General features: G+C 63.4%; 24 protein-coding genes. 16 read left to right on the top strand and 8 right to left on the bottom strand.

All coding sequences use genetic code 11. The features are described 5' to 3' along the window. The first annotated feature begins 27 nt into the window (after positions 1-27). Positions 28-768 (top strand): nucleotidyl transferase AbiEii/AbiGii toxin family protein, encoded by a 741-nt coding sequence (locus AC0L2A_RS27575; protein ID WP_473611472.1) that lies wholly within the window; start codon positions 28-30, stop codon positions 766-768. Positions 769-808: 40 nt separating this feature from the next. Here the strand turns inward: AC0L2A_RS27575 and AC0L2A_RS27580 are convergent, their stop codons facing one another. The 4 genes from AC0L2A_RS27580 to AC0L2A_RS27595 form a co-directional block, all read right to left on the bottom strand. Next, complete coding sequence (locus tag AC0L2A_RS27580) at positions 809-1,612, bottom strand: hypothetical protein (RefSeq protein WP_287229971.1); 804 nt, start codon at positions 1,610-1,612, stop codon at positions 809-811. Positions 1,613-1,712: 100 nt separating this feature from the next. After that, a complete protein-coding gene (locus tag AC0L2A_RS27585) occupies positions 1,713-1,970 on the bottom strand; it encodes a hypothetical protein (protein ID WP_023800747.1) in 258 nt (85 codons plus the stop codon). A 346-nt stretch (positions 1,971-2,316) separates the two neighbouring features. Further along, positions 2,317-2,694: a TIGR02301 family protein gene (locus AC0L2A_RS27590; RefSeq protein WP_473611473.1), complete on the bottom strand. Its 378-nt coding sequence runs from the start codon at positions 2,692-2,694 to the stop codon at positions 2,317-2,319. A gap of 48 nt (positions 2,695-2,742) precedes the next feature. Then, the gene (locus AC0L2A_RS27595; protein ID WP_023800745.1) at positions 2,743-3,162 is read right to left on the bottom strand and encodes an NUDIX hydrolase; all 420 of its coding nucleotides are present in this window, start codon (positions 3,160-3,162) and stop codon (positions 2,743-2,745) included. A 124-nt stretch (positions 3,163-3,286) separates the two neighbouring features. Between AC0L2A_RS27595 and AC0L2A_RS27600 the strand changes: the two genes are divergently transcribed. Next, positions 3,287-4,045 carry an SOS response-associated peptidase gene (locus AC0L2A_RS27600; RefSeq protein WP_473611475.1) on the top strand — a complete coding sequence of 253 codons (759 nt, stop codon included), beginning with the start codon at positions 3,287-3,289 and terminating at the stop codon, positions 4,043-4,045. Positions 4,046-4,124: 79 nt separating this feature from the next. Here the strand turns inward: AC0L2A_RS27600 and AC0L2A_RS27605 are convergent, their stop codons facing one another. Then, positions 4,125-4,280 (bottom strand): hypothetical protein, encoded by a 156-nt coding sequence (locus AC0L2A_RS27605; RefSeq protein ID WP_023800743.1) that lies wholly within the window; start codon positions 4,278-4,280, stop codon positions 4,125-4,127. Positions 4,281-4,669: 389 nt separating this feature from the next. Between AC0L2A_RS27605 and cysS the strand changes: the two genes are divergently transcribed. The 9 genes from cysS to AC0L2A_RS27650 all read left to right on the top strand — a co-directional run bounded on the left by cysS (position 4,670) and on the right by AC0L2A_RS27650 (position 12,446). After that, the gene (gene cysS, locus AC0L2A_RS27610; protein ID WP_473611476.1) at positions 4,670-6,139 is read left to right on the top strand and encodes a cysteine--tRNA ligase; all 1,470 of its coding nucleotides are present in this window, start codon (positions 4,670-4,672) and stop codon (positions 6,137-6,139) included. A 271-nt stretch (positions 6,140-6,410) separates the two neighbouring features. Then, on the top strand, positions 6,411-6,809 hold the full coding sequence (locus AC0L2A_RS27615; protein ID WP_473611477.1) for an endonuclease domain-containing protein: 399 nt from the start codon (positions 6,411-6,413) through the stop codon (positions 6,807-6,809). Positions 6,810-6,813: 4 nt separating this feature from the next. Continuing rightward, positions 6,814-7,200 (top strand): VOC family protein, encoded by a 387-nt coding sequence (locus AC0L2A_RS27620; RefSeq protein ID WP_287215978.1) that lies wholly within the window; start codon positions 6,814-6,816, stop codon positions 7,198-7,200. Between the two features lie 4 nt (positions 7,201-7,204). Beyond that, the gene (locus AC0L2A_RS27625; RefSeq protein ID WP_091590504.1) at positions 7,205-7,696 is read left to right on the top strand and encodes a GFA family protein; all 492 of its coding nucleotides are present in this window, start codon (positions 7,205-7,207) and stop codon (positions 7,694-7,696) included. Continuing rightward, complete coding sequence (locus tag AC0L2A_RS27630; RefSeq protein WP_287064385.1) at positions 7,693-8,169, top strand: GFA family protein; 477 nt, start codon at positions 7,693-7,695, stop codon at positions 8,167-8,169. The genes AC0L2A_RS27625 and AC0L2A_RS27630 overlap by 4 nt, the downstream gene beginning before the upstream one ends. Beyond that, a complete protein-coding gene (pip, locus tag AC0L2A_RS27635; protein ID WP_473611479.1) occupies positions 8,166-9,122 on the top strand; it encodes a prolyl aminopeptidase in 957 nt (318 codons plus the stop codon). The genes AC0L2A_RS27630 and pip overlap by 4 nt, the downstream gene beginning before the upstream one ends. Positions 9,123-9,124: 2 nt before the next feature. Further along, positions 9,125-10,741, top strand: coding sequence for a citramalate synthase (cimA, locus tag AC0L2A_RS27640; protein WP_473611480.1), 1,617 nt, complete (start codon positions 9,125-9,127; stop codon positions 10,739-10,741). Between the two features lie 83 nt (positions 10,742-10,824). Next, positions 10,825-11,745, top strand: a complete 921-nt coding sequence (gene rarD / locus AC0L2A_RS27645; RefSeq protein WP_128170805.1) for an EamA family transporter RarD — start codon at positions 10,825-10,827, stop codon at positions 11,743-11,745. A 14-nt stretch (positions 11,746-11,759) separates the two neighbouring features. After that, positions 11,760-12,446 carry a glutathione S-transferase family protein gene (locus AC0L2A_RS27650; RefSeq protein WP_473611482.1) on the top strand — a complete coding sequence of 229 codons (687 nt, stop codon included), beginning with the start codon at positions 11,760-11,762 and terminating at the stop codon, positions 12,444-12,446. Between the two features lie 9 nt (positions 12,447-12,455). Here AC0L2A_RS27650 and AC0L2A_RS27655 read toward each other — a convergent pair whose 3' ends face one another. Further along, positions 12,456-13,457, bottom strand: coding sequence for a transporter (locus AC0L2A_RS27655; RefSeq protein WP_473611483.1), 1,002 nt, complete (start codon positions 13,455-13,457; stop codon positions 12,456-12,458). A 127-nt stretch (positions 13,458-13,584) separates the two neighbouring features. Beyond that, entirely contained in the window at positions 13,585-14,196 is a 612-nt protein-coding gene (locus AC0L2A_RS27660; protein ID WP_027152697.1) for an LOG family protein, read from the bottom strand. 164 nt (positions 14,197-14,360) lie between these two features. On the opposite strand from AC0L2A_RS27660, the gene AC0L2A_RS27665 reads away from it, so the two are divergent. The 3 genes from AC0L2A_RS27665 to AC0L2A_RS27675 all read left to right on the top strand — a co-directional run bounded on the left by AC0L2A_RS27665 (position 14,361) and on the right by AC0L2A_RS27675 (position 18,251). After that, a complete protein-coding gene (locus tag AC0L2A_RS27665; RefSeq protein ID WP_473611484.1) occupies positions 14,361-15,773 on the top strand; it encodes an Ig-like domain-containing protein in 1,413 nt (470 codons plus the stop codon). Between the two features lie 167 nt (positions 15,774-15,940). After that, positions 15,941-16,267: an ArsR/SmtB family transcription factor gene (locus AC0L2A_RS27670; RefSeq protein ID WP_473611486.1), complete on the top strand. Its 327-nt coding sequence runs from the start codon at positions 15,941-15,943 to the stop codon at positions 16,265-16,267. 97 nt (positions 16,268-16,364) lie between these two features. Continuing rightward, complete coding sequence (locus AC0L2A_RS27675; protein WP_473611487.1) at positions 16,365-18,251, top strand: ABCB family ABC transporter ATP-binding protein/permease; 1,887 nt, start codon at positions 16,365-16,367, stop codon at positions 18,249-18,251. A 3-nt stretch (positions 18,252-18,254) separates the two neighbouring features. Here AC0L2A_RS27675 and AC0L2A_RS27680 read toward each other — a convergent pair whose 3' ends face one another. Next, positions 18,255-19,127, bottom strand: a complete 873-nt coding sequence (locus AC0L2A_RS27680) for an SMP-30/gluconolactonase/LRE family protein (RefSeq protein ID WP_473611488.1) — start codon at positions 19,125-19,127, stop codon at positions 18,255-18,257. Between the two features lie 244 nt (positions 19,128-19,371). Between AC0L2A_RS27680 and AC0L2A_RS27685 the strand changes: the two genes are divergently transcribed. Continuing rightward, positions 19,372-20,070: a phosphatidylserine decarboxylase gene (locus tag AC0L2A_RS27685; RefSeq protein WP_236371635.1), complete on the top strand. Its 699-nt coding sequence runs from the start codon at positions 19,372-19,374 to the stop codon at positions 20,068-20,070. 3 nt (positions 20,071-20,073) lie between these two features. Then, a complete protein-coding gene (locus AC0L2A_RS27690; protein ID WP_023800727.1) occupies positions 20,074-20,889 on the top strand; it encodes a CDP-alcohol phosphatidyltransferase family protein in 816 nt (271 codons plus the stop codon). Positions 20,890-21,272: the final 383 nt, after the last annotated feature.

A 21,272-nucleotide genomic window follows, 5' to 3' on the forward strand; every position in this document is an offset into this window, starting at 1 on the left:
AAGCAGGACACACAGCGAACGGAAGTCATGAAGCAGTTCAAACGGCCAGAACACCGGATCATTGCCGAAGCCCTCGCACTTATGGATCGCGAATTCCTGACCGCAAACCAATGCTGGTTCGGCGGCGGGACGGCGATCGTCATGAAATTCGGCGAATATCGACGGTCGCTGGATGTCGATTTCCTGTGTGCCGACGCCGATGGCTATCGCGAACTGCGAACCCGCGCGGCCGAACGGGGAGCAAGAGCGTTCTTCCCCGAACCAGTCGAGGCCGTTCGGGATCTCCAAATCGACCAGTATGGCTTGAGAACGGTTGTGCGTCTCAAGGGGCAATTGATCAAATTCGAAATCATCCGCGAAGGCCGCATCCAGCTGCAAGGCCATTTCGACGACGATTTGAATGTACCCGCCCTGATTGCCGCGGATATGTTTGCCGAGAAGCTGTTGGCGAATGCCGACCGATGTCAAGACCGAGCCACCGCATATCGCGATGCTATCGATCTCGGGAGATTGGTTAAAGCCCATGGAGAAATCCCGGCCGAGGCGCTAAGCAAGGCGCAAACCGCCTACGGGTCGGATATCCAGCACAAGGTCGCATGGGTGGTGAACAAGCTTCAGGACAGGGACGAATTGCGCAACGCAGCCGAGTCTTTGCAAATGGACACGAACGCGGCCGACGCTGCTATTTCGGCTCTTCGAAATGCAGGCATTCGCCTCTGGCCGGGTGCGGGCATCGGCAACGACCCCGCCGGTCGCGCCAACAAATAGCAGGGTCGAGGCAGGGCGTGGAGTTTACCACAACGGCAGCTCAATCCCCTGCGACGAAAAACGTCCACTGTCCATCCGGGGTGATGCCGACGCGGTAGAAGATGTAGGCGCCGAACTGCTTCATGCTGTCATAGTCGCCGGCGGTGACGATCTTGAACAGCTCGACCCGCTGCCTGGCGTCGAGCTTGTCCAGCGGCAGCGCGAAGAAATATGGCCAGACATAGAGCTCCTGCGGCGTGCCGACATCGACATGGACATAGCCGGCACTGAGCACCTCTTCCAGGATGGCGAGGATTTCCTGGCCTTCCGCGTCGCCCGAAAGCCCTTTCAGGAAGGTGATCGGATCGCCTTCGATCTCGGCCAGCGACAATTGGGTCATCGCATCGCCCTGGCCGATCAGCGGCCGGAGTTTTTCGATATCGCCGCTCTTGCAGGCCCCGATAATCAAATCGTGCATGCGCCTGACCGGCTCCGGCAGCTTGCCGAGATCGTAGACGACCTCGGGCAAGGGTTCATCCGGGTCGACTTGCGGATTGGCTATGCCACCATCGTCTGTTGGCCCGCCCGGTTCGACCTGTTCCCGTTCGTCGGGTGGCGTCGGTTGGCTCGCCGCAGGCGGCGTCGCGCCGAGCGGGCCGGGCGTCGGCACCGCGGTTCCGGGCGGCGACATGTCGTCGTCGGCGGGCGGCGTGACTGGCGAGGGCAGGTCCTCGCGCTTGATTTCACTCAAAGCATAGGCGGGGCTGATTGCGAGGCAAAGCGCCAGCGGAAACGCGGCGCAAAAAGCGGCAAGCCGGATGCTGAGGGCCAAGCCACGCGGCTGGCCTGACGTCGAAAAATTCACCGCCTGCCTCTCCATGATTCCGTCCAGCTGCCCAGGCCCGCCCAGGTGCCCGGGGCATGACGCCCAAGCGGCACGCCGTCATCGAAGAGCCTTATGCCAATCAGTGCCGCAGCCGTCCCGGCTCGAAGGCCCCAGCTATCACCTTTTCACGCATGCGGTCGAGCAAGGCAAGGGCTGAGGTCTCGCCATTGGCGCGCAGCATCTCGCCGAACGCGGTTTCGAGGGCCGCCTCGGCGATGATTTCCGTCTCGATTCCGGCCGAAAGCCCTTCCGCCCAGGCCTCGCTGTGGCTTTCCACTGCAGTCAGGCGCTTTTCTTCCCTGACCAGCGCGTCGATGTCGTTGACGCCATGTTCCATTGCGATGTCCACCCTTTTCAAGCGGCGATCCGGCGGATGCGGATCAGGCTTGGGCTGTCCCTTTTACTCGCAGGTTAAGTAAGTACTTGTAAATACGACATTTCTGGGGTCGTTTCGACAAGGGTTCGTCACGTTTTGCAAACCTGCGTTCGATCCGATTCAAAACTTAGCCGATTAGGCCGGCGAGCGGGATGAAAACCTTCAGTTTGAGTTAATTCCACATCCGTGCCGTAACGTTTTGTTAACACCGTTGCAGAAGTGCAACACAACAATTGCACCAAGACGCCACCAGACACAAGCGGGCCGGGACACAAGCGGGCCGGGACACAAGCGGGGGGAGCCAGGCTCAGTTGCCGTAGCGCGAGGCGATGTCGCGCGACAGCGTCTCGCCTTCCTTCATGTAGCGGCTGATGGCTTCGGTCGCCGAGGCGGTACACTGTGTGTAGGTGCCGCCAAAGGAGCGGTAGCCGCGGTTGAAGCTGGCGATGAAGCGGGCGCGCCGCTCCGGGTTCGGGTTTTCCGAAGCAATCAGCTTCTCCATCTCGACCCGCCATTGGTCGCCCTTCTCGCCGCACAAATTACGCAGAAAATGCAGCGACCCAAGCACCTCGGCCAGCCGCATCAGCCCCGGCTCGAACGGCGACTCGGCGGCCATGGCCGGCCGCACCCCGATTGCCGTACTGGCGGCGAGGCAAGCTGCAAGGAAAACCGATGCGCGGATCATAAATCTATGTGGCCAAACAATTTGTCGCCTGCAAGGCGATTTTGGAGGTTACGCGCCTGTATTCCTGAGCAATTCGTCGGCAACGGCAAACACCGAAGCGGCAATCGGCAGCGCCGTCATTTCGCTGAGTGTATAGAAGGCGGCGGTCTCGGCGTCGTCGCTGGCCACTGGCTCGCCGCCGGCATAGGTGGCGCCGAATACCGTCAGCAGATAGTCGACCGGGTGCCCGTCGCTGCCGCCGTCGATGTGGATTTCCCGAAGGCGGCGGTAGTTGTGCGCATGCAACCCGGTTTCCTCCAGCAATTCGCGCTGCGCAGCTTGTTCCAGCGTTTCGCCGGCCTCGACCTTTCCGCCTGGAAACGCGTAGAATCCTTGCGAAGGCTGCCGCGCCCGCTTGACCAGCAGCACCGTGTCGCCGCGGACAATGGCGACCGATACAGCCGGGAGTATTTTGCGCATCTCGTCCATGGATCTCCGATCGCCATTTGCCGCAGCCGGTTGTGGATCGGTCGGCGAGAGCAAGCATTAGCGGTTGCGCAACGCCGGTTCCATCGCCACCTTCACATCCGACCAATCCAACGAGTTTCAGCTTATGTGCGGACGCTTCGCCTTGACCGCCACGCCGGACCGGGCCGCCGCTTTTCTCGGTCTGCCAGAACTGGAGGATTTCCCGCCCCGCTACAACATCGCACCGACGCAGCCGGTGCTGATGGCGATTGCAGGCGTGCCGCGGGCGCCAGGCTCGAACCTTCCAGACCGGCAGCCGATGCTGGTGCGCTGGGGGCTGATCCCGGCGTGGGTGAAGGACACGCGTGAGTTTCCTTTGCTGTTCAACGCGCGCTCGGAGGGAGCCGCGCAAAAGGCCTCGTTTCGCGCCGCCATGCGCCACCGCCGCGCTTTGGTGCCGGCTTCCGGCTTCTACGAATGGCGTCAATCAGGCGGCAAGCGGGGACAGCCCTATTGGGTGCGGCCGAAGCATGGCGGGCTTGTCGCCTTCGCCGGACTGATCGAGACCTATGCCGAGCCGGGCGGCTCGGAGATGGACACCGGCGCCATCCTGACCGTCAACGCCAATGCCGACATTGCCCATATCCACGACCGCATGCCGGTGGTGATAGATCCGCAGGATTTCGCCCGCTGGCTGGATTGCCGCACGCGCGAGCCGCGCGACGTGGCCGACCTGCTCAGACCGGCACAACTCGATTTCTTCGAGGCCGTCCCGGTTTCCGACCTCGTCAACAAGGTCGCCAACACCGGACCGGAGATTCAGGAAAGGTGGCCGGAGCTCAAGAAGGCCAGGCGCCGGAAGCCGGGCGCCGACGACAGTCAGATGAGCTTGTTTCAGCAGTAGCTGCTATTTTCTGGGGCGCTTCAGCGCCTTCATTGCCGGCGCTGCCATTTCCTGGCGAACCCGCCGGCCGCACGTCACATCAGGCAGCGCGCGGCGAGGTGATCTTCTGCACCGGCTTCTTCTTCTTCGCTGTGTGGAGAAGGGCGGCGACGATCGCGGCCGGGCCGATCGCCCGGTATTGGCTGGCGAGCGCCGGTTGCTTGGCGCTGCTGGAGTCCTGCTTGGCTCGAGGCATCTTTCTCTTCCCTGGTAACGTCTTCGTGTCCGCGTTTGCTGGTCGAATCCGACCAAATCGTGACATCTGCTGATCTAGCCGGTGAATGTTTCATGACTGTGCCGAGATGTTTAATAAAATGTTTCACCGCGTCATTACCTGTGATCCAGCGACTCTTTTGCCGAAAGTTGCGACTTGACGGCAACACTGGCTGAGGCGATAAAGCCGCTCATGAGAACGTCTTTCGCCATTTGTGGCATCTGCATTATTGGCTAGCTTCGCGCTGGTCCGGACGTTTTCGCCTATCTTCCTTCTAGAGTGGACAAACGCCCCGGCCAGCAGGCTGGTGGCTGATTTGCGTCTCGGCGCAAGTGGCCCCAACCAAAAAGTAACGGACCGGGAAGGCACGAATGTCTGACGCATCGAAGGGCCTGCGCCTCTACAACACGCTGACGCGCACCAAGGAGGATTTCTTCCCGATCGATCCGCGCAATGTGCGCATGTATGTCTGCGGCCCGACGGTCTACGACTTTGCCCATATCGGCAACGCGCGGCCGGTGATCGTCTTCGACGTGCTGTTTCGTCTGCTGCGCCATCTCTACGGGCAAGCGCACGTCACCTATGTGCGCAACATCACGGATGTCGACGACAAGATCAACGACCGCGCACTGCGCGATTTCGGCACCGAGATTGCCTCGGGAAAGCTGTCGCTGAACGAGGCGATCCGGCGGGTCACCGAAAAGACCGCCGACCAGTTCCACAAGGATGTGGTGACGCTCGGCTGCCTGCAACCTACGGTCGAGCCGCGGGCCACTGAATTCGTCGAGCCGCGCGCAGATGGCAAAGTCGACATGATCTCCTTGATTCAACGCTTGATCGAACGCGGCCATGCCTATGTTGCGGCAGGCGAAGTTCTGTTCGACACGGCCTCGATGCCGGACTACGGCCAATTGTCGAAACGCAATCTCGACGAGCAGCAGGCCGGCGCTCGCGTCGCCGTCGATCCGCATAAGAAGAACCCTGGCGATTTCGTGCTGTGGAAGCTGTCCTCGCCGGAAGAGCCGGGCTGGGACAGCCCGTGGGGCAGGGGCCGGCCGGGCTGGCACATCGAGTGCTCGGCGATGTCGGCCGCCTATCTCGGCGAGGTCTTCGACATTCATGGCGGCGGGCTCGACCTGATCTTCCCGCACCACGAGAACGAAATTGCCCAGTCGCGCTGCGCCCATGGCACCGAGGTCATGGCCAAGGTGTGGATGCACAACGGCTTCCTGCAGGTCGAGGGGCAGAAGATGTCCAAGAGCCTGGGCAACTTCTACTCGATCAACGAGTTGCTGGAGACGGAGACCTTTGGCGGCCGCAAGTGGCCGGGCGAGGTGCTCAGGCTGGCGATGCTGATGACGCATTATCGCGAGCCGATCGACTTTTCCGTGCGCAAGCTGGAAGAGGCGGAAAATACGCTGCGCAAATGGAAGCGGGCGGCGGACCTGGCACCGGCGGCGGCCAAGCAATTGCCGGTCGAAGTGGTGGAAGCCTTGTCGGACGATCTCGCAACCTATTCCGCGTTCCAGGTGCTGACGCAACTGGCCGGCGAGGCTGTGGATTCCAATGCTGCCGGTGGCGGCAACGCCGCCGCGGGCAACCATGCTGCCGCTTCGCTGAAGGCGGCACTGTCGTTCCTCGGCTTCGACGTTGCGCCGGCCAAGGTTGATGAAGATGCCATCGCCAGGGCCATCGCCAGGCGCCTGGAACTGATCGCCGCCAAGAACTGGGCCCAGGCCGACCGCATTCGCGACGAGCTTCTGGCGCAAGGCGTGCAACTGAAGGACGGCAAGGATCCCGCCACCGGTGAACGCGTGACGACGTGGGAGGTAAAGCGATGAGAGGGGTTGGCGGGCGGTTGGCGAAAGCGCCGGTGACGGCCGATCTCCCCCCTTGCGGGGGAGATGTCCGGCAGGACAGAGGGGGGTGCTGTCCCTCCGGCCTATCAACCCATCGCAGCCACGCCCTCGGGCTGGTTTCCGGTTGCGAATGGGAGACATCGAATGTTGGCGATCCTTCGCACCCCCCTCTGTCCTGCCGGACATCTCCCCCGCAAGGGGGGAGATTGGCCGCCATCGACGCTTTCGCCAATCATGAAGGCGAGGGTGCTTGATGGGTCACGACCTCGTTCCATCGCGCCAGCGCAAGAATGCAAAATCCATGCGTCGTGTGATGACCGATGCCGAGTTGAAGCTTTGGAACGAATTGCGCGCCCATCGTCTGATGGGGATGAGCTTTCGCCGGCAGGTGCTGATCGGACCTTACATCATCGACTTTGCTTGCTCGACACACAGCTTGATCGTCGAGGTTGACGGCAGCCAGCACGCGGATCCCGAAAACGTCGAGCGTGACGAGGCACGAAGTGCCTACTTGAAGGCCAGCGGCTGGACCATCCTGCGTTTCTGGAACGACGACGTCATTCGCGACATCGACAATGTCTGCCAGCACATCGTCATCGAAGCCGGCCTGGCCGCTGCCGAAATGCCGGCCGGCGAACCAGCAAGGAGGTAAAAAGATGATCGACCATCTTGGCATCACCGTTTCCGATTTCGACGTGTCGAAAGCTTTCTACGACAAGGCGATGGCGCCGCTCGGTGCCTCGCTGCTCTACATGGTGCCGCAGGAATACACCGGTGGCGCCAAGGTCGGCGGCTATGGCCGCGACCGGCCGGTGTTCTGGCTGCATCAAGGCAAGGACAAGCCGAAGGACCGCCAGCATGTCGCCTTCACCGCGCGCAGCCGCGCTGAAGTCGATGCCTTCCACGCCGCCGCCATCGCCGCCGGCGGCAAGGATAATGGTGGGCCGGGCCTTCGTCCGCACTATCACGCGAACTACTATGGCGCCTTTGTCTTCGACCCCGACGGCAACAATGTCGAAGCCGTCTGCCATGCCCCGGAGTGAAGTGATGAGCCTGGATAACAGACCGGTCTACACAGGCGGCTGCCAGTGCGGCGCCGTGCGTTTCCGTGTCGAAGGCGCGCTGGGCGACGCCTCCGTCTGTCATTGTCGCATGTGCCAGAAAGCAAGCGGCAATTTCTACCTGCCGCTGGTGTCGGTGCGTGGCGCAAAACTCGACTGGACGCGCGGCGCGCCCAAACGCTTTCGTTCCTCCAACGCCGCCTGGCGCGGTTTTTGCGCCGATTGCGGCACGCCGCTGACTTTCGAGGCGCCCGACGGCATCGCACTCGCCATCGCGGCCTTCGACCATGCGGAGGAGATCGCGCCGACCATCCAGTGGGGCACCGAAGCAAAACTCCCCTATGTCGATCACATCCACGAATTGCCTGGCGAGGACACGATGGCCGATGTTTCGTCGTCCTCCTATCTCGCCGATCTCGTCTCTTACCAGCACCCCGACCACGACACCGATCAATGGCCGCCGGAGGAAAGATCATGACCGAAACCGTTCGAACCGGCGGCTGCCAGTGCGGCGCCGTGCGTTTCCGCATTCGTGGGGCGCTTGGACGCCCTTCCATCTGCCATTGCCGCATGTGCCAGAAACAGTTCGGCTCCTTCTTCGGCGCGCTGGTGACGGTGCCGAAGGACGGTGTCGAATGGGTGCGCGAGGAGCCGAGCTATTTCCAGTCGTCGGTCAACATCGATCGCGGCTTTTGCAGCCGCTGCGGCACGCCGTTGACCTACAGGCAGCCTGGTGGGCTTGAGATCGCTATCGGCGCATTTGACGATCGCTCCGACCTCGCACCGCAGATCCAGGTCAACTACGCCGCCCGGCTGCCTTGGGTGGAGAAGATCTTCGACGCGCCGGTCCATGACGATCCTGACTACTACACAAGGCAGGAATCGATCATCTCCTTCCAGCATCCGGATCACGAGACGGCCAATTGGCCGCAGCAGGGCCTGAAATTATGAGCAATGACCTGCGCAGCCTCTATCCGGAGATCGAGGCCTTCGACTCAGGCATGCTCGAGGTCGGCGATGGCCATCAGGTCTATTGGGAGCGTTCCGGCACCAGGGGCGCCAAGCCGGCCGTGTTCCTGCATGGCGGACCGGGCGGCACCATTTCGCCGAAGCACCGACGGCTGTTCGATCCGAAGCTTTACGATGTCATCCTGTTCGACCAGCGCGGCTGCGGGAAGTCGACGCCCAACGCCTCGCTCGAGGCCAACACCACCTGGCATCTGGTCGCCGACATCGAGCGCCTGCGCGACATGTGCGGCTTCGACAAATGGCTGGTGTTCGGCGGCTCGTGGGGGTCGACGCTGGCGCTGGCCTATGCCGAGACGCACCCCGAGCGGGTCAGCGAACTGGTCGTGCGCGGCATCTACACGCTGACGCGCGCGGAGCTCGACTGGTATTACCAGTTCGGCGTCTCGGAAATGTTCCCCGACAAATGGGAGCGCTTCCTGGCGCCGATCCCCGAGGGCGAGCGCGGCGACATGATGGCCGCCTATCGCAAGCGGCTGGTCGGCAGCGACCGCAAGGCGCAGGTCGAGGCCGCCCGCGCCTGGAGCCTGTGGGAAGGCGAGACGATCACGCTGTTGCCCGATCCGGAAACCAGCAGCCGGTTTGGCGAAGACGATTACGCCGTGGCCTTCGCCCGCATCGAGAACCATTATTTCGTCCATGCTGGCTGGCTTGAGGAAGGGCAGCTGCTGCGTGATGCCTTCAAGTTGAAGGACATCCCCGGCACCATCGTCCATGGCCGCTACGACATGCCGTGCCCGGCGCGCTACGCCTGGGCGCTGCACAAGGCGTGGCCGAAGGCGGACTTCCACTTGGTCGAGGGCGCCGGCCATGCCTATTCGGAGCCGGGCATCCTCGACCGGCTGATCCGGGCGACGGATAAGTTTGCGGGGAAATGATCATGGGCCGCGAGCGCCTCTATCTCTTCGACACCACACTGCGCGATGGCCAGCAGACGCCAGGCATCGACTTTTCGGTCGAGGACAAGATTGCCATTGCCGGACTGCTCGACGCGTTCGGCGTCGACTATATCGAAGGCGGCTATCCCGGCGCCAACCCGACCGACACCGCCTTCTTTGCCAAGCACCGCACGGCAACCGCCAAATTCGTCGCCTTCGGCATGACCAAGCGGGCAGGGGTGTCGGCTTCGAACGAACCAGGCCTTGCCGCATTGGTCCAGTCGAAGTCGGACGCCATCTGCTTTGTCGCCAAGAGCTGGGACTACCATGTCCGCGTTGCGCTGGGCTGCACCAACGAGGAAAACCTCGAGGCGATCAAGGCGTCAGTCGAAGCGGCGATTGGCTCGGCCAAGGAAGCATTGGTCGACTGCGAGCATTTCTTCGACGGCTTCAAGGCCAATCCCGATTATGCGCTGGCTTGCGCCAGGACCGCTTACGACGCCGGCGCGCGCTGGGTGGTGCTGTGCGACACCAATGGCGGCACGCAGCCGTCGGAAGTGCGCGCCATCGTCGAGACGATCATCGAGGCAGGCATACCGGGGGACCATCTCGGCATCCATGCCCATGACGACACCGGCCAGGCGGTGGCAAATTCGCTGGCCGCCGTCGAGGCCGGCGTGCGCCAGGTCCAGGGCACGCTGAACGGCATCGGCGAGCGCTGCGGCAACGCCAATCTGATCTCGATCGTGCCGACGCTGGCGCTGAAGCCGGCCTTTTCCAGCCGCTTCGAGACAGGCATCTCGGCCGAAGCGTTGGCCGGCATATCGCGCCTGTCCCGCGCCTTCGACGAATTGCTGAACCGCGCGCCGGAAGCGCAGGCGCCCTATGTCGGCGCTTCCGCCTTCGCCACCAAGGCCGGCATCCATGCCTCGGCGCTGGCTAAGGAGCCGGCCACTTACGAGCATGTGCCGCCGGAAGCGGTCGGCAACCGCCGCCGGGTCATGGTCTCGGACCAGGGCGGCAAGGCCAATTTCCTCGCCGAGTTGAAACGGCGCGGCATCGAAATGCCGAAAGACGACCACCGGCTGGACGCGCTGATATCAGTGGTCAAGGAGCGCGAGGCCGAGGGCTATGCCTATGAAGGCGCCGATGCCAGCTTCGAGCTGCTGGCGCGCAAGATGCTGCACGGCCTGCCGGAATTCTTCAGCGTCACCTCGTTCCGCTGCATGGTCGAGCGCCGCTTCGACGCCAATGGCCAGCTGAAGACGGTCTCAGAGGCGATCGTCAAGGTGCTGGTCGATGGCGAGGAGAAGATGTCGGTGGCGGAAGGGCACGGCCCGGTCAACGCGCTCGACATCGCGCTGCGCAAGGATCTTGGAAAGTTCCAGAACGAGATCGCTGACCTCGAGCTTGCCGACTTCAAGGTGCGTATCCTCAATGGCGGCACCGAGGCGATCACGCGCGTGCTGATCGAATCGCACGATGCGACCGGCGCCCGCTGGTGGACGGTCGGCGTCTCCGAAAACATCATCGACGCTTCATTCCAGGCGCTGATGGATTCGATCGTCTACAAGCTGATGAAGAACCGCGAAATGGCCGGGCTGGTCGCGGCGGAGTAGGATTGAACCATCAGCGAAAGTCCATTGATCCATCAGAACTTTGCGATGGTCTTGACCCGGCGGCTGGCGCATAGCGTTGGGCCATGGCCACGGACGCAATTCAGCTCGAAGCAGACTCAAAGGCCCGGCGTGGATTCCTGCTGGCGCTGGGCGCCTATCTCCTGTGGGGGTTGCTGCCCTTCTATATGAAGGCGGTTGCACATCTGCCGCTGGCCGAAGTCATTGCGCACCGCATCGTCTGGTCGGTGCCGATCGCGGCGGCCGTTTTGATCTGGGCCGGCCGCACGGCGGATTTCAAAGCGGCGTTGCGTTCGCCGCGCATTATTTCCATGGCGGCGCTGACGGCGGCGCTGATTTCGGTCAACTGGGGCATCTATGTCTGGGCGATCGCGGTCGACCGTACCATCGAGACTGCGCTTGGCTACTACATCAACCCGCTTGTCAGCGTCGTCGTCGGCGCGCTGCTGCTCAGCGAACGGCTCGACCGGCTGCAAATCGCGGCGGTGGTGCTGGCGGCCATCGCGGTCGCGGTGCTGACGATCGACGCCGGCAAGCTGCCCTGGGTGTCGCTGGTGCTGGCGTTTTCCTTCGCCGCCTACGCCTTCTTCCGCAAGACGCTGCCGATCGGTCCCAGCCAGGGTTTCTTGCTTGAAGTGCTTTTGCTGTCGGTGCCGGCGCTCGGCTACATCATCTTCCTCATCGTCACCGGGCAGGACCATTTCGTCTCCAGTTCCCTGAACGATACCGCACTGCTGATCGGCTGCGGCCCGGTCACCGCCATACCGCTGCTGCTGTTTGGCTTCGGGGCCAAGCTGCTGCGTCTCTCCACCATCGGCATCATGCAGTATATCGCGCCGACCATTGTGTTCCTGATCGCCGTGCTGATTTTCGGCGAACCCTTCGGCAGCACCCAGGCCATCGCCTTCGGCCTGATCTGGGCGGCGCTGGCGATCTATTCCTGGTCGATGTTCCGCGGCCGCGAGATCCGGCCGGCAATGCGTTAGAGCGAGGATTTTCGATGTACGTTCTGCACATAGCAAACAAGAACTATTCCTCGTGGTCGCTGCGGCCATGGGTGCTGATGCGGACATTGGACGTCGCCTTCGAGGAGCGGCTGACACCGTTTCCGACCGGATCGAGTTGGAGCCTCTACCGGCCGCTCTCGCCCAGTGGCCTCGTACCGTGCCTGATTGACGACGGCTGGGCAGTTTGGGATTCGCTCGCCATCACCGAATACCTGGCCGAGCGCCACGCTGGCGTCTGGCCTGCCGAGCCGAAGGCACGAGCCTGGGCGCGGTCGGCAGCGGCCGAAATGCATTCGAGCTTCACCGCCTTGCGCGGCTCCTGTCCGATGAACTGCGGTGTCCGCGTCGCGCCGGTGCCGATGTCGGATGCGCTGAAGCACGACCTTTTTCGCCTCGGCGATCTCTGGGACGACGGGCTTCGCCGCTTCGGCGGACCGTTCCTGGCTGGCGATCGCTTCACTGCCGTTGACGCCTTCTTTGCCCCGGTGGCGTTTAGGGTTCAGTCCTACGGACTGTCCTTCGAGGGCGCAGCTGCCGCCTATTCGGCGCGATTGCTGGCTCTGCCGGCGATGCGCGAATGGTACGCGGCAGCCCTTGCAGAGGAGTGGCGCGAGCCGAACCACGAAGCGGAGGCGCGCGCCACCGGCACTGTCATCGAGGATTTTCGCGCGACCTTGTAACGGTTGCCGCTACATCCCGCGCCCCAGCCGCCTGACGAACAGATAGACGACCACCGCGACGGCGAGCGATATCGCCGACGCCACCCAAAAGCCCACCGGCGTGTCGACCAGCGGCAGCCCGCCGACATTCATGCCGAACAGGCCTGAGACGATCGTCATCGGCAACAGCACCGCGGTCATCACCGACAGCATGTAAAGCAACTGGTTCGACTGCGTCGTCAGCTTGGCCATCAGCTCGTCCTGCAAGAGCCGGGCGCGGGCTTGCAATTGCTCGCCGTCATGATGCAACGTATGGGCGCGGTGCGAAAGCCGTGCCGCCATGTCGTTGATCGCGTCCGGCAGGTCATTGCGATGCGAATGGTCGAGATGGCGGAACAGGCTGGTCAGCGTCGCCATCTGCCGATGGATCACCACCAGTTGCCGGCGCGCATCGACCAGGGCCTGCCGCTCATTGTGCCATGCATCGCAGACGATGCGGTCCTCGATGCCATCGAGCGTGTCGCCAAGGCCAGCGAGTTCCGTCGTCATGCCGTCGAGCGACTGGCCCATGACAGCCTCGATCAGTTCTGCCGGAGAGCGGAACTTTCGCGATCCGTTGTCGATCGCCTTGCGGATTTTGTCGACCGATTGCAGCGGTTGTTTGCGGCCGCCGATCAGCATCGTGTCGTTGAAGGCGAAGCGGAAATGGCCAAGCCCGCGCGCCTCCGCCGAATAGTCGTGGCGCAGGTCCGGCAAATCGCCGTAGAGCCAGTCGCCCTCGAGGTCGATATGGCAGCCATGGCCGGCCGACAGGAAGGCATCGCGCACCGGCGGCGGCAAAGCCGGCTCGGTGGCGATCTCGTGGCGCGCGCGCATGTCGGAAAGCTGGTAGCTGCGCCAGGTCCAGCGTGTGGCGGTCGCGTCTTTGGTTCTCGCGCCTTCGGCGGTGAAGTAATAGACGAAGAACAGCCCGTGCTCGTCTGGCAGGTAAGGCGACAGATCGCTGCCGTCTGGATTGAGAGGGATGGTCATGATCGCGTCGCCAGTCATAGGGGAATAGGGGAATAGGGGAATAGGGGAATAGGACAGAGATAATGCCTCATGAGCGCGGCATTCACTACTTCCGGCCCTACTCCCTACTCCCTTACTCCCCTATACCCTAAAGCTTGTCGATCACCGACTGCACGCCTTCGGTCGGTGCGTCGACCGACGATCCCGCGACCATGATGGCAGCGACGATCGCTTCCGGATCGTCGACCACCAGCGGCCTGACCCGCTGCGCGGTGTGGATGAAGCCTTCGGCCATCATATGGTCGAGCAGCGCCAGCATCGGGTCCCAGAATCCTCCAACGTTGCCGAAGACGATCGGCTTGCGATGATGGCCGAGCTGGCCCCAGGTCATGATCTCGATGATTTCCTCGACAGTGCCGATGCCGCCCGGAAGCGCCACAAACGCGTCGGATTTCTCGAACATCGTATGTTTGCGCTCGTGCATGTTTTCGGTGATGACGAGCTCGTCAAGCCGGTCAAGCGCGGTTTCGGTGGCCTCCCTGTTGATCAGGAAGCGCGGAATGATCCCCGTCACCTTGCCGCCGGCCCGCATTGCGCCCTCGGCGACGGCTCCCATGATGCCCCTGGTGCCGCCGCCATAGATCAGACGCAGGCCGGACTTGGCGATCGAACGCCCAAGCAGGTGTCCGGCCTTGGCATAGGTTACATCGCGGCCCGGAGACGAGCCGCAATAGACGCAGATGGATCGAATCGTGTTCATGAGATGATTGGTGATTGGGTCTTTATTCGCGGTCAAGCCCGGGCGGGTTTTTTCTTGTCGGCCCCGTTTATTCGTGTCGGCCCTTTTTCCTGTCGGTCCCCCTTGTTCTTGTCGCCTTGGGCAAAACAGGCTAGACCGCATTAGGTGGCTAAGGGCAGGGAAATATGGCAATTAATCCTTTGAAGGCGTTTTTGTTCGTCGTCGGCGGCTCCGTCGCCGCGGCGGGAACCGCCTATGTGTCGGGCGCGCTCGATCCGTATCTCAATCGCACGCCGCCGGCGGAAGTGGCATCGCTGACGCCGCCGGTGGAGACGCCGGCCGAACCCGTGACCGATGCACCGCCTCCGCCGGCGCCTGCCGCTGGTGCGATGGCACCGGCAGCGCCGGCCACGGCCGATGCGATTGCGCCGACTTTCGACATCGTTCGGGTCGAGATCAAGGGCTCTATTGTCGTCGCCGGCAAAGCCGCACCCAACGCCAAGGTCGAGATTCTCAACGGTTCGACGGTTCTCGGCTCGACGGTCGCCGGTGCCGATGGCGCTTTTGCCATCGTTCTCGACGATGCGCTGAAACCCGGCGATTACACGATCGCGCTGCGCTCGATGACCGGCAATGTCGTGACCCCCTCGGCGCAGACGGCTATCGTCTCGATTCCCAAGAGTCCTGCTGGCCAGGTGCTGGCGATGATCGAGGAGCCGGGCAAGGCCTCCGAATTGCTCACCGTTCCTACACCCGAGACAAAGCCTGAATCGCCGCCTGCCGGCGACAAGGCGGCCGCCCCGGCTTCCGAGGACTCCGCTGCCGAGGACCCCGCTGCCGCAGCACCAGCCCCAGCCGCACCGGCTGCCACGGCGCCGGCCACCGTCGAAGCCGTCCCCGCGCCCGCTCCGGGCGGGCCGGCCACACCAGCGACACCAGCTGCAGGGCCAAAGGTCGTCGTCGAAGCGATCGAGATCGACGGCAACAAGATCTTCGTCGCCGGGCTCGCCGACCCCGGCCGCAAGGTACGCGCCTATGCCAACGATATCTTGCTCGGCGACGCGAAGACTTCGCCCGACGGCCATTTCCTGGTCGAGGCGACGCGCAACATTCCGGTCGGCACCTACACGATCCACGTCGATGCGCTCGATGCCGACGGGGTCAAGGTGGTGGCCCGTGCCGCCGTGCCGTTCGAGCGCGATCCGGGCGAGTCGATCGCCGCCGTGGCGCCTGCCGAGGCAAAGCCGGCCGCGCCGGCAACCACGCCTGCGGCGCCCGCGGCCGAGGCGCCAGCCGATATGGCGGCTGCGACGCCCCCGACCGGAGTGCCCGAGACCGCGGCGCCGAAGCTCGAACACGCCGACAGCGCCGTTATCATCCGCCGCCGCGATACGCTGTGGCGGATTTCGCGGCGCGTCTACGGCCAAGGCGTTCGCTACTCGACCATCTACCTCGCCAATCAGGATCAGATCAGGAATCCCGACCGCATCTGGCCGGGGCAGGTGTTCAAGGTCCCCGGAAAATCGCAGGAAGGCGAAGCCGCCAACCTCAAGGCGATGGGCGACCAGATGACGACGGCCCCGACAAAGGCCAACTAATGCATGTCGCGCAAAAGTGTGCAGCGGTTTTGCGATAACGACATGCATAAAACAACAAACTAAAGCGCGTCGCATGAGGTTGGTCGAACGCGACGCGCTTTAGAAATCCTTTTCTTCTTTAGCGGGCTCTTGCGGAAAGTTCATTCATCGTCTATCGCCGATAGACGATGAACGCTCCCTTGACCGAGAAGACCTGCGGCTTCGCCGACAGCCAGGCCGTCGCCGCGAAGCTCGCCGCGCTTTCGCATCCGACCCGGATCGAAATTCTCCGGCACCTTTCGGCCAGCCGCTCCTGCTGCTGCCGCGAGGTCGTCGACCATCTCGACCTGGCGCAGTCCACCGTTTCGCAGCACCTGAAGATACTGGTCGATGCCGGGCTCGTCCGCTACCAGCCGGATCGGCAACGCTCGCGCTATGAAGTCGACAGCGATGCGCTCGAAGATGTTTCTGCATCGCTGGCCGCGCTGGTCAATTCGTGCTGCTCCGGCCGCTAGACCATCATCCCGAACGAAGGCCGCGTCAGCGAAACGTGGAAGCCGGTTTTCGGTAAAGATCATGGTCAAGCAACAAGAAATACGAAAAGGCGATAAAATGGCCGAAAAAACCGTCTCCGCCGATTCTGGCTCGACCTTCAAGACATTGCGCAATCTTTGGCCCTATATGTGGCCGGCCGACCGCGCCGATTTGCGGGCGCGGGTGGTGTGGGCGACCGTGCTTCTGGTCGTCGCCAAGCTGACGCTGGTTGCCGGTCCCTACTTCTTCAAATGGGCGACCGATGCGCTGGCTGGTGACGCCAAGTCGGCGCCGCCGCTGCCGGCCTTCATGCTGGCGCCAGTCATGCTGGTCATCGCCTACAATGTCGTGCGGCTGGTGCAGCTCGGTTTCAACCAGCTGCGCGACGCGCTGTTTGCCCGCGTCGGCCAATATGCGGTGCGCCAGCTCGCCTTCCGCACTTTCGTCCACATGCATCAATTGTCGCTGCGCTTCCATCTCGAGCGCCGCACCGGCGGCCTGTCGCGCATCATCGAGCGCGGCACCAAGGGCATCGAGACGATCGTCCGCTTCACCGTGCTCAACACCTTGCCGACCATCCTCGAATTCGCGCTGACAGCCGGCATATTCGCGGTCACCTATGGCTGGAAGTACGTGGCTGTGGTGGCGGTGACGGTCTGCCTCTATATCTGGTTCACCATCAGGGCGAGCGACTGGCGCATCGTCATTCGCCGCGACATGAACGACAGCGACACCGATGCCAGCACCAAGGCGATCGACTCGCTGCTCAATTTCGAAACGGTCAAGTATTTCAACAACGAGGGCATGGAAGCCGAGCGCTTCGACCGTTCGATGGCGCGCTACGAGACCGCCGCCACCCGGATATGGACCTCGCTCGGCTGGCTGAACTTCGGCCAGGGCGTTATCTTCGGTCTCGGCACGGTTATCGTCATGTGCCTTTCGGCGCTGGAGGTGCAGGCCGGCACGCAGACGGTTGGCGACTTCGTCTTCATCAACGCCATGCTGATCCAGCTTTCGGTGCCACTCAACTTCATCGGCTTCATCTATCGCGAAATCCGCCAGGGCCTGACCGACATCGAGCAGATGTTCGGTCTGCTCGATGTGCCGCAGGAGATCGTCGACAAGCCGGGTGCCAGGCCGCTGGTCGTCGGCTCCGGCAAGGTCGAGTTCCGCGACGTGCAGTTTTCCTACGATCCCAACCGCAAGATCCTGAAAGGCGTCAGCTTCGAAGTGCCGGCCGGCAAGACGGTTGCCATTGTCGGGCCATCGGGCGCCGGCAAGTCGACCATTTCGCGGCTGCTGTTCCGCTTTTACGACATCCAGGGCGGCAAGATCCTGATCGACGGCCAGGACATTCGCGACGTGACTCAGCAGAGCCTGCGCGCCGCGATCGGCATGGTGCCGCAGGACACCGTGCTGTTCAACGACACCATCGCCTACAACATCCGCTACGGCCGCGTCGATGCCAGCGAGGAGGATGTGCGCAAGGCGGCAGAACTCGCCCAGATCGGGCCGTTCATCGAGCGGCTGCCCGACGGCTACCGTTCGATGGTCGGAGAGCGCGGACTGAAACTGTCCGGCGGTGAGAAGCAGCGCGTGGCAATCGCCCGCACCATTTTGAAGGCGCCGCCGATCCTGATGCTCGACGAGGCGACCTCGGCTCTCGACAGCCATACCGAACAGGAGATCCAGGCGGCGCTCGACCTCGTCAGCAAGGGTCGCACCACCATCGTCATCGCTCACCGGCTGTCGACGGTGATTTCGGCCGACGAGATCATCGTGCTGCAGGACGGCCAGATCGCCGAGCGCGGCACGCATGCCGCCTTGATGCGCAAGGCCGGCCTGTACGCGTCGATGTGGGACCGCCAGCGTGAGGCAACCGAGGCCGAGGAGCGGTTGCGCATTGCTCGCGAGCGCGACGAGTTCGGCGTTGTCGTCCGCCGCCGCCCCTCCGAGGTGTCGTAGCCCTTACGGCCAGCCAGCGCCCGGCGTGGAAGCCTCGATGCTGAGCACCTGGCCGGTGCGCGCATCGCTGATCATGTGCTCGAAGCCGCGCCATTCGGCGGCGACGATGAACAGCGTCTTGCCGTCGGCGCCGCCGAGCATGCAGGCAAAGCAGCCGCGATCGGCATCGACGCTGTCGAGCATCGCCCCGCCCTCGCGCACCCGCACGCAGTGCCGGTTGGGGACGTCGGCATACCAGATGGCGCCTTCGGCATCGAGGCAGATGCCGTCGGGAAAGCCGTTGCCGAGGTCGGCCCATCGCCGCCGGTTGGCAAGGCCGCCATCGGCGGCGATGTCGAAGGCGGTCAGCCTGTTGGCGTGGGACTCGGCGACGATCAACGTCTTGTTGTCAGGCGACACCGCCATCCCATTGGCGAAGGCGATCTTGTCCGCCACCTGCCGCACGGACCCGTCCGGTGCAATCAGCACGATGGTGTCGGGGCCGAAATGCTGGCCGGGAACCGGCTCTGGCCCGCCGCCATTGATGTAGATGTTGCCGCGCCCGTCGACGACGATCTCGTTCCAGGTGTTCCCTGAGAGGTGTCGCAGATCGGCGTGGGTGACCAGCGTCCCGTCTGCTTCCTGCCGCAGCACCAACCCCTCTCGCCCGCAGACGACGACCAGGCGACCGTCCGGCAGCCAGTCGACCGAATAGGGCAGGGTGGCCGGCACGGTGAGCATGACCTCACTGTTGCCGTCGGCATCGACGGCGATGATCTGGCCGGTTCCCCAGTTGCAGATCCAAAGCCTGCCTTCATGCCAGCGCGGCGATTCGCCGAACGCCAGACCGTTCATCACGACCCGCGCTTCCTTTGCTGCTGATTTCCGTGACAGCATTTGTTGCCTCCAGCTTTCGTTCGGCGGGCGCTTTGACAAGGCCCGTATCTCCAAGGACGCCTGAGGCCGGTTCGCCCCGACACCAGTCATGCTTTTTTGGACAGGCTCATTGGACCCCTTCCAGCGCCCGCGATCGGCTAATGCGGACGAGAACGCCGGATCCGGCGTTCCCTCATTGTCGCGTTGCGGCCACAGGGTGTTTCCGCTATTGAGGCCGGACCTGAAACTAGGCTGTTTCCATTCCATGGACCTCGTCGACACGATCAAGAAAACGTTGGTTCCGATCCATCGCGAAGGCTATCCGTTTATCGCCGCCTTCGCAGCGGTGACGCTTTTCCTCGGCTATTTCTCTTCGATCCTGTTCTGGGTCTGCCTCATCGCGACGGCCTGGTGCGTCTATTTCTTCCGCGATCCCGAGCGCGTCACGCCGGTCGACGACCGGCTGGTGGTGAGCCCGGCCGACGGCATCATCACGGCGGTCGGTCCGGCAGTGCCACCGCGCGAACTTGGCCTCGGGGGCGGCGAGATGACCCGCATCTCGGTGTTCATGGACGTCTTCTCCTGCCACGTGAACCGGGCTCCGGTGCGCGGCCGCATCACAAGGATAGAGCATCGGCCCGGCCAGTTCCTCAACGCCGCACTTGACAAGGCGAGTGCCGACAACGAGCGCAATGGCCTGGTCATCGACAGCCCGAACGGCACGGTGGCCGCGGTGCAGATCGCCGGCCTGGTGGCGCGGCGCATCGTCTGCTGGGCCGAGACCGGCGGCACGATCGGCATCGGCGAGCGCTTCGGGCTGATCCGCTTCGGCTCGCGCGTCGATGTGTTCCTGCCGTCGACCGCAACGCCGCGTGTCGCCGTCGGCCAGACTGCGGTCGGCGGTGAAACCATACTGGCCGAATTCGGCGGCGTTGCCGCAACGCCGCTCGTGCGGGTGTCCTGAGCCGTGGGCGCGCCGTTCAAGAAATTCGAGGCGCATGGCAGCGGCGGCCCGCGCATCCGTGAAATTCCGATGCGCATGGTGCTGCCCAATCTTGTCACAGTGCTCGCCATCTGCGCCGGCCTCTCGGGCATCCGCTTCGGCTTCGAAGGCCGTTTCGAGCCGGCAGTGGTGATGGTGCTGCTGGCCGCCTTCCTCGACGGCATCGACGGCCGTCTGGCACGCATGCTGAAGGCGACGTCCAAATTCGGCGCGCAGATGGATTCGCTGGCCGACATCGTCAATTTCGGCGTAGCACCCGCGCTGGTGCTCTATGCCTTCCTGCTCGACCAGGCCGGCTCGCCGGGCTGGATTGCCGCGCTGCTGTTCACCATCGCCTGCGGGCTGAGACTCGCTCGCTACAACGTGCTCGACGAAGAAACTGATCGCCCGCAGTGGCAGACCGAGTATTTCGTCGGCGTGCCGGCGCCGGCGGGCGCCGTGCTGGTGATGCTGCCGCTTTACCTCTACTTCCTGCGGCTTGGTGTGGAGCCGTCCCGCCCTGCCGCCTTCATCGCCGCCGGTTTCACCGTTCTGATAGCCTTCCTGCTGGTCAGCCGGCTGCCGGTCTATTCCGGAAAAAGCCTGAAAGTCCCGGGCGACAAGGTGCTGCCGATCATCCTCGGTGTCGTCCTCTACATCCTGCTGTTGATGACCTATCCCTGGTACACGCTGACGGCGTCGGTTGCCGGCTATCTGCTCTTCCTGCCGCTCAGCATCCGCGCCTATTCCAGGCGCGCCAAGCGCGAAGGCGAGAAGGTGCCGCCTTCGGACTTCGGCTGACAGATCTGTCGCCAATTCGCTGATAGTTCAATTAGTTCAAGTTGGACGCATCCCGCTCTAGCGGGAACCTGCCGGCGTCTTGACCGTTCTGTCTCAGCGGGCGAGGCGAGCGACGTCGCGAACGCCTCGCTATCAGCCCTTGAAGCTGCTGTCCCAGGCGCAGGAGCTTAAAGAAGAGTGAGGAGAAATGGCTGTCGTCCTCATTGGCGCGTTGCTCATTGTCGCTGGCGTTGTGTATATGGCCGGCGCAGCCCTTTGGCGTGGGCGGCTCAGCGCTACCGCGCCGGCTCGCGCGGCGCCGGGTCGCGCGCCGCCCAATCTTTCCACGCCCCGCCCGCCACTTTAGCCGCGGCGGCGCGGGCGCGGGTTGCACGGCCGGTGGG

Source organism: Mesorhizobium sp. WSM4844 (assembly GCF_055811775.1).

Excerpts from the sequence above, each read along its gene's own strand:
- AC0L2A_RS27575 (WP_473611472.1), top strand. The coding sequence starts at position 28 with ATGAAGCAGTTCAAACGGCCAGAACACCGGATCATTGCCGAAGCCCTC.
- AC0L2A_RS27585 (WP_023800747.1), bottom strand. The coding sequence starts at position 1,970 with ATGGAACATGGCGTCAACGACATCGACGCGCTGGTCAGGGAAGAAAAG.
- AC0L2A_RS27590 (WP_473611473.1), bottom strand. The coding sequence starts at position 2,694 with ATGATCCGCGCATCGGTTTTCCTTGCAGCTTGCCTCGCCGCCAGTACG.
- AC0L2A_RS27595 (WP_023800745.1), bottom strand. The coding sequence starts at position 3,162 with ATGGACGAGATGCGCAAAATACTCCCGGCTGTATCGGTCGCCATTGTC.
- AC0L2A_RS27600 (WP_473611475.1), top strand. The coding sequence starts at position 3,287 with ATGTGCGGACGCTTCGCCTTGACCGCCACGCCGGACCGGGCCGCCGCT.
- AC0L2A_RS27605 (WP_023800743.1), bottom strand. The coding sequence starts at position 4,280 with ATGCCTCGAGCCAAGCAGGACTCCAGCAGCGCCAAGCAACCGGCGCTC.
- cysS (WP_473611476.1), top strand. The coding sequence starts at position 4,670 with ATGTCTGACGCATCGAAGGGCCTGCGCCTCTACAACACGCTGACGCGC.
- AC0L2A_RS27615 (WP_473611477.1), top strand. The coding sequence starts at position 6,411 with ATGGGTCACGACCTCGTTCCATCGCGCCAGCGCAAGAATGCAAAATCC.
- AC0L2A_RS27620 (WP_287215978.1), top strand. The coding sequence starts at position 6,814 with ATGATCGACCATCTTGGCATCACCGTTTCCGATTTCGACGTGTCGAAA.
- AC0L2A_RS27625 (WP_091590504.1), top strand. The coding sequence starts at position 7,205 with ATGAGCCTGGATAACAGACCGGTCTACACAGGCGGCTGCCAGTGCGGC.
- AC0L2A_RS27630 (WP_287064385.1), top strand. The coding sequence starts at position 7,693 with ATGACCGAAACCGTTCGAACCGGCGGCTGCCAGTGCGGCGCCGTGCGT.
- pip (WP_473611479.1), top strand. The coding sequence starts at position 8,166 with ATGAGCAATGACCTGCGCAGCCTCTATCCGGAGATCGAGGCCTTCGAC.
- cimA (WP_473611480.1), top strand. The coding sequence starts at position 9,125 with ATGGGCCGCGAGCGCCTCTATCTCTTCGACACCACACTGCGCGATGGC.
- rarD (WP_128170805.1), top strand. The coding sequence starts at position 10,825 with ATGGCCACGGACGCAATTCAGCTCGAAGCAGACTCAAAGGCCCGGCGT.
- AC0L2A_RS27650 (WP_473611482.1), top strand. The coding sequence starts at position 11,760 with ATGTACGTTCTGCACATAGCAAACAAGAACTATTCCTCGTGGTCGCTG.
- AC0L2A_RS27655 (WP_473611483.1), bottom strand. The coding sequence starts at position 13,457 with ATGACCATCCCTCTCAATCCAGACGGCAGCGATCTGTCGCCTTACCTG.
- AC0L2A_RS27660 (WP_027152697.1), bottom strand. The coding sequence starts at position 14,196 with ATGAACACGATTCGATCCATCTGCGTCTATTGCGGCTCGTCTCCGGGC.
- AC0L2A_RS27665 (WP_473611484.1), top strand. The coding sequence starts at position 14,361 with ATGGCAATTAATCCTTTGAAGGCGTTTTTGTTCGTCGTCGGCGGCTCC.
- AC0L2A_RS27670 (WP_473611486.1), top strand. The coding sequence starts at position 15,941 with ATGAACGCTCCCTTGACCGAGAAGACCTGCGGCTTCGCCGACAGCCAG.
- AC0L2A_RS27675 (WP_473611487.1), top strand. The coding sequence starts at position 16,365 with ATGGCCGAAAAAACCGTCTCCGCCGATTCTGGCTCGACCTTCAAGACA.
- AC0L2A_RS27680 (WP_473611488.1), bottom strand. The coding sequence starts at position 19,127 with ATGCTGTCACGGAAATCAGCAGCAAAGGAAGCGCGGGTCGTGATGAAC.
- AC0L2A_RS27685 (WP_236371635.1), top strand. The coding sequence starts at position 19,372 with ATGGACCTCGTCGACACGATCAAGAAAACGTTGGTTCCGATCCATCGC.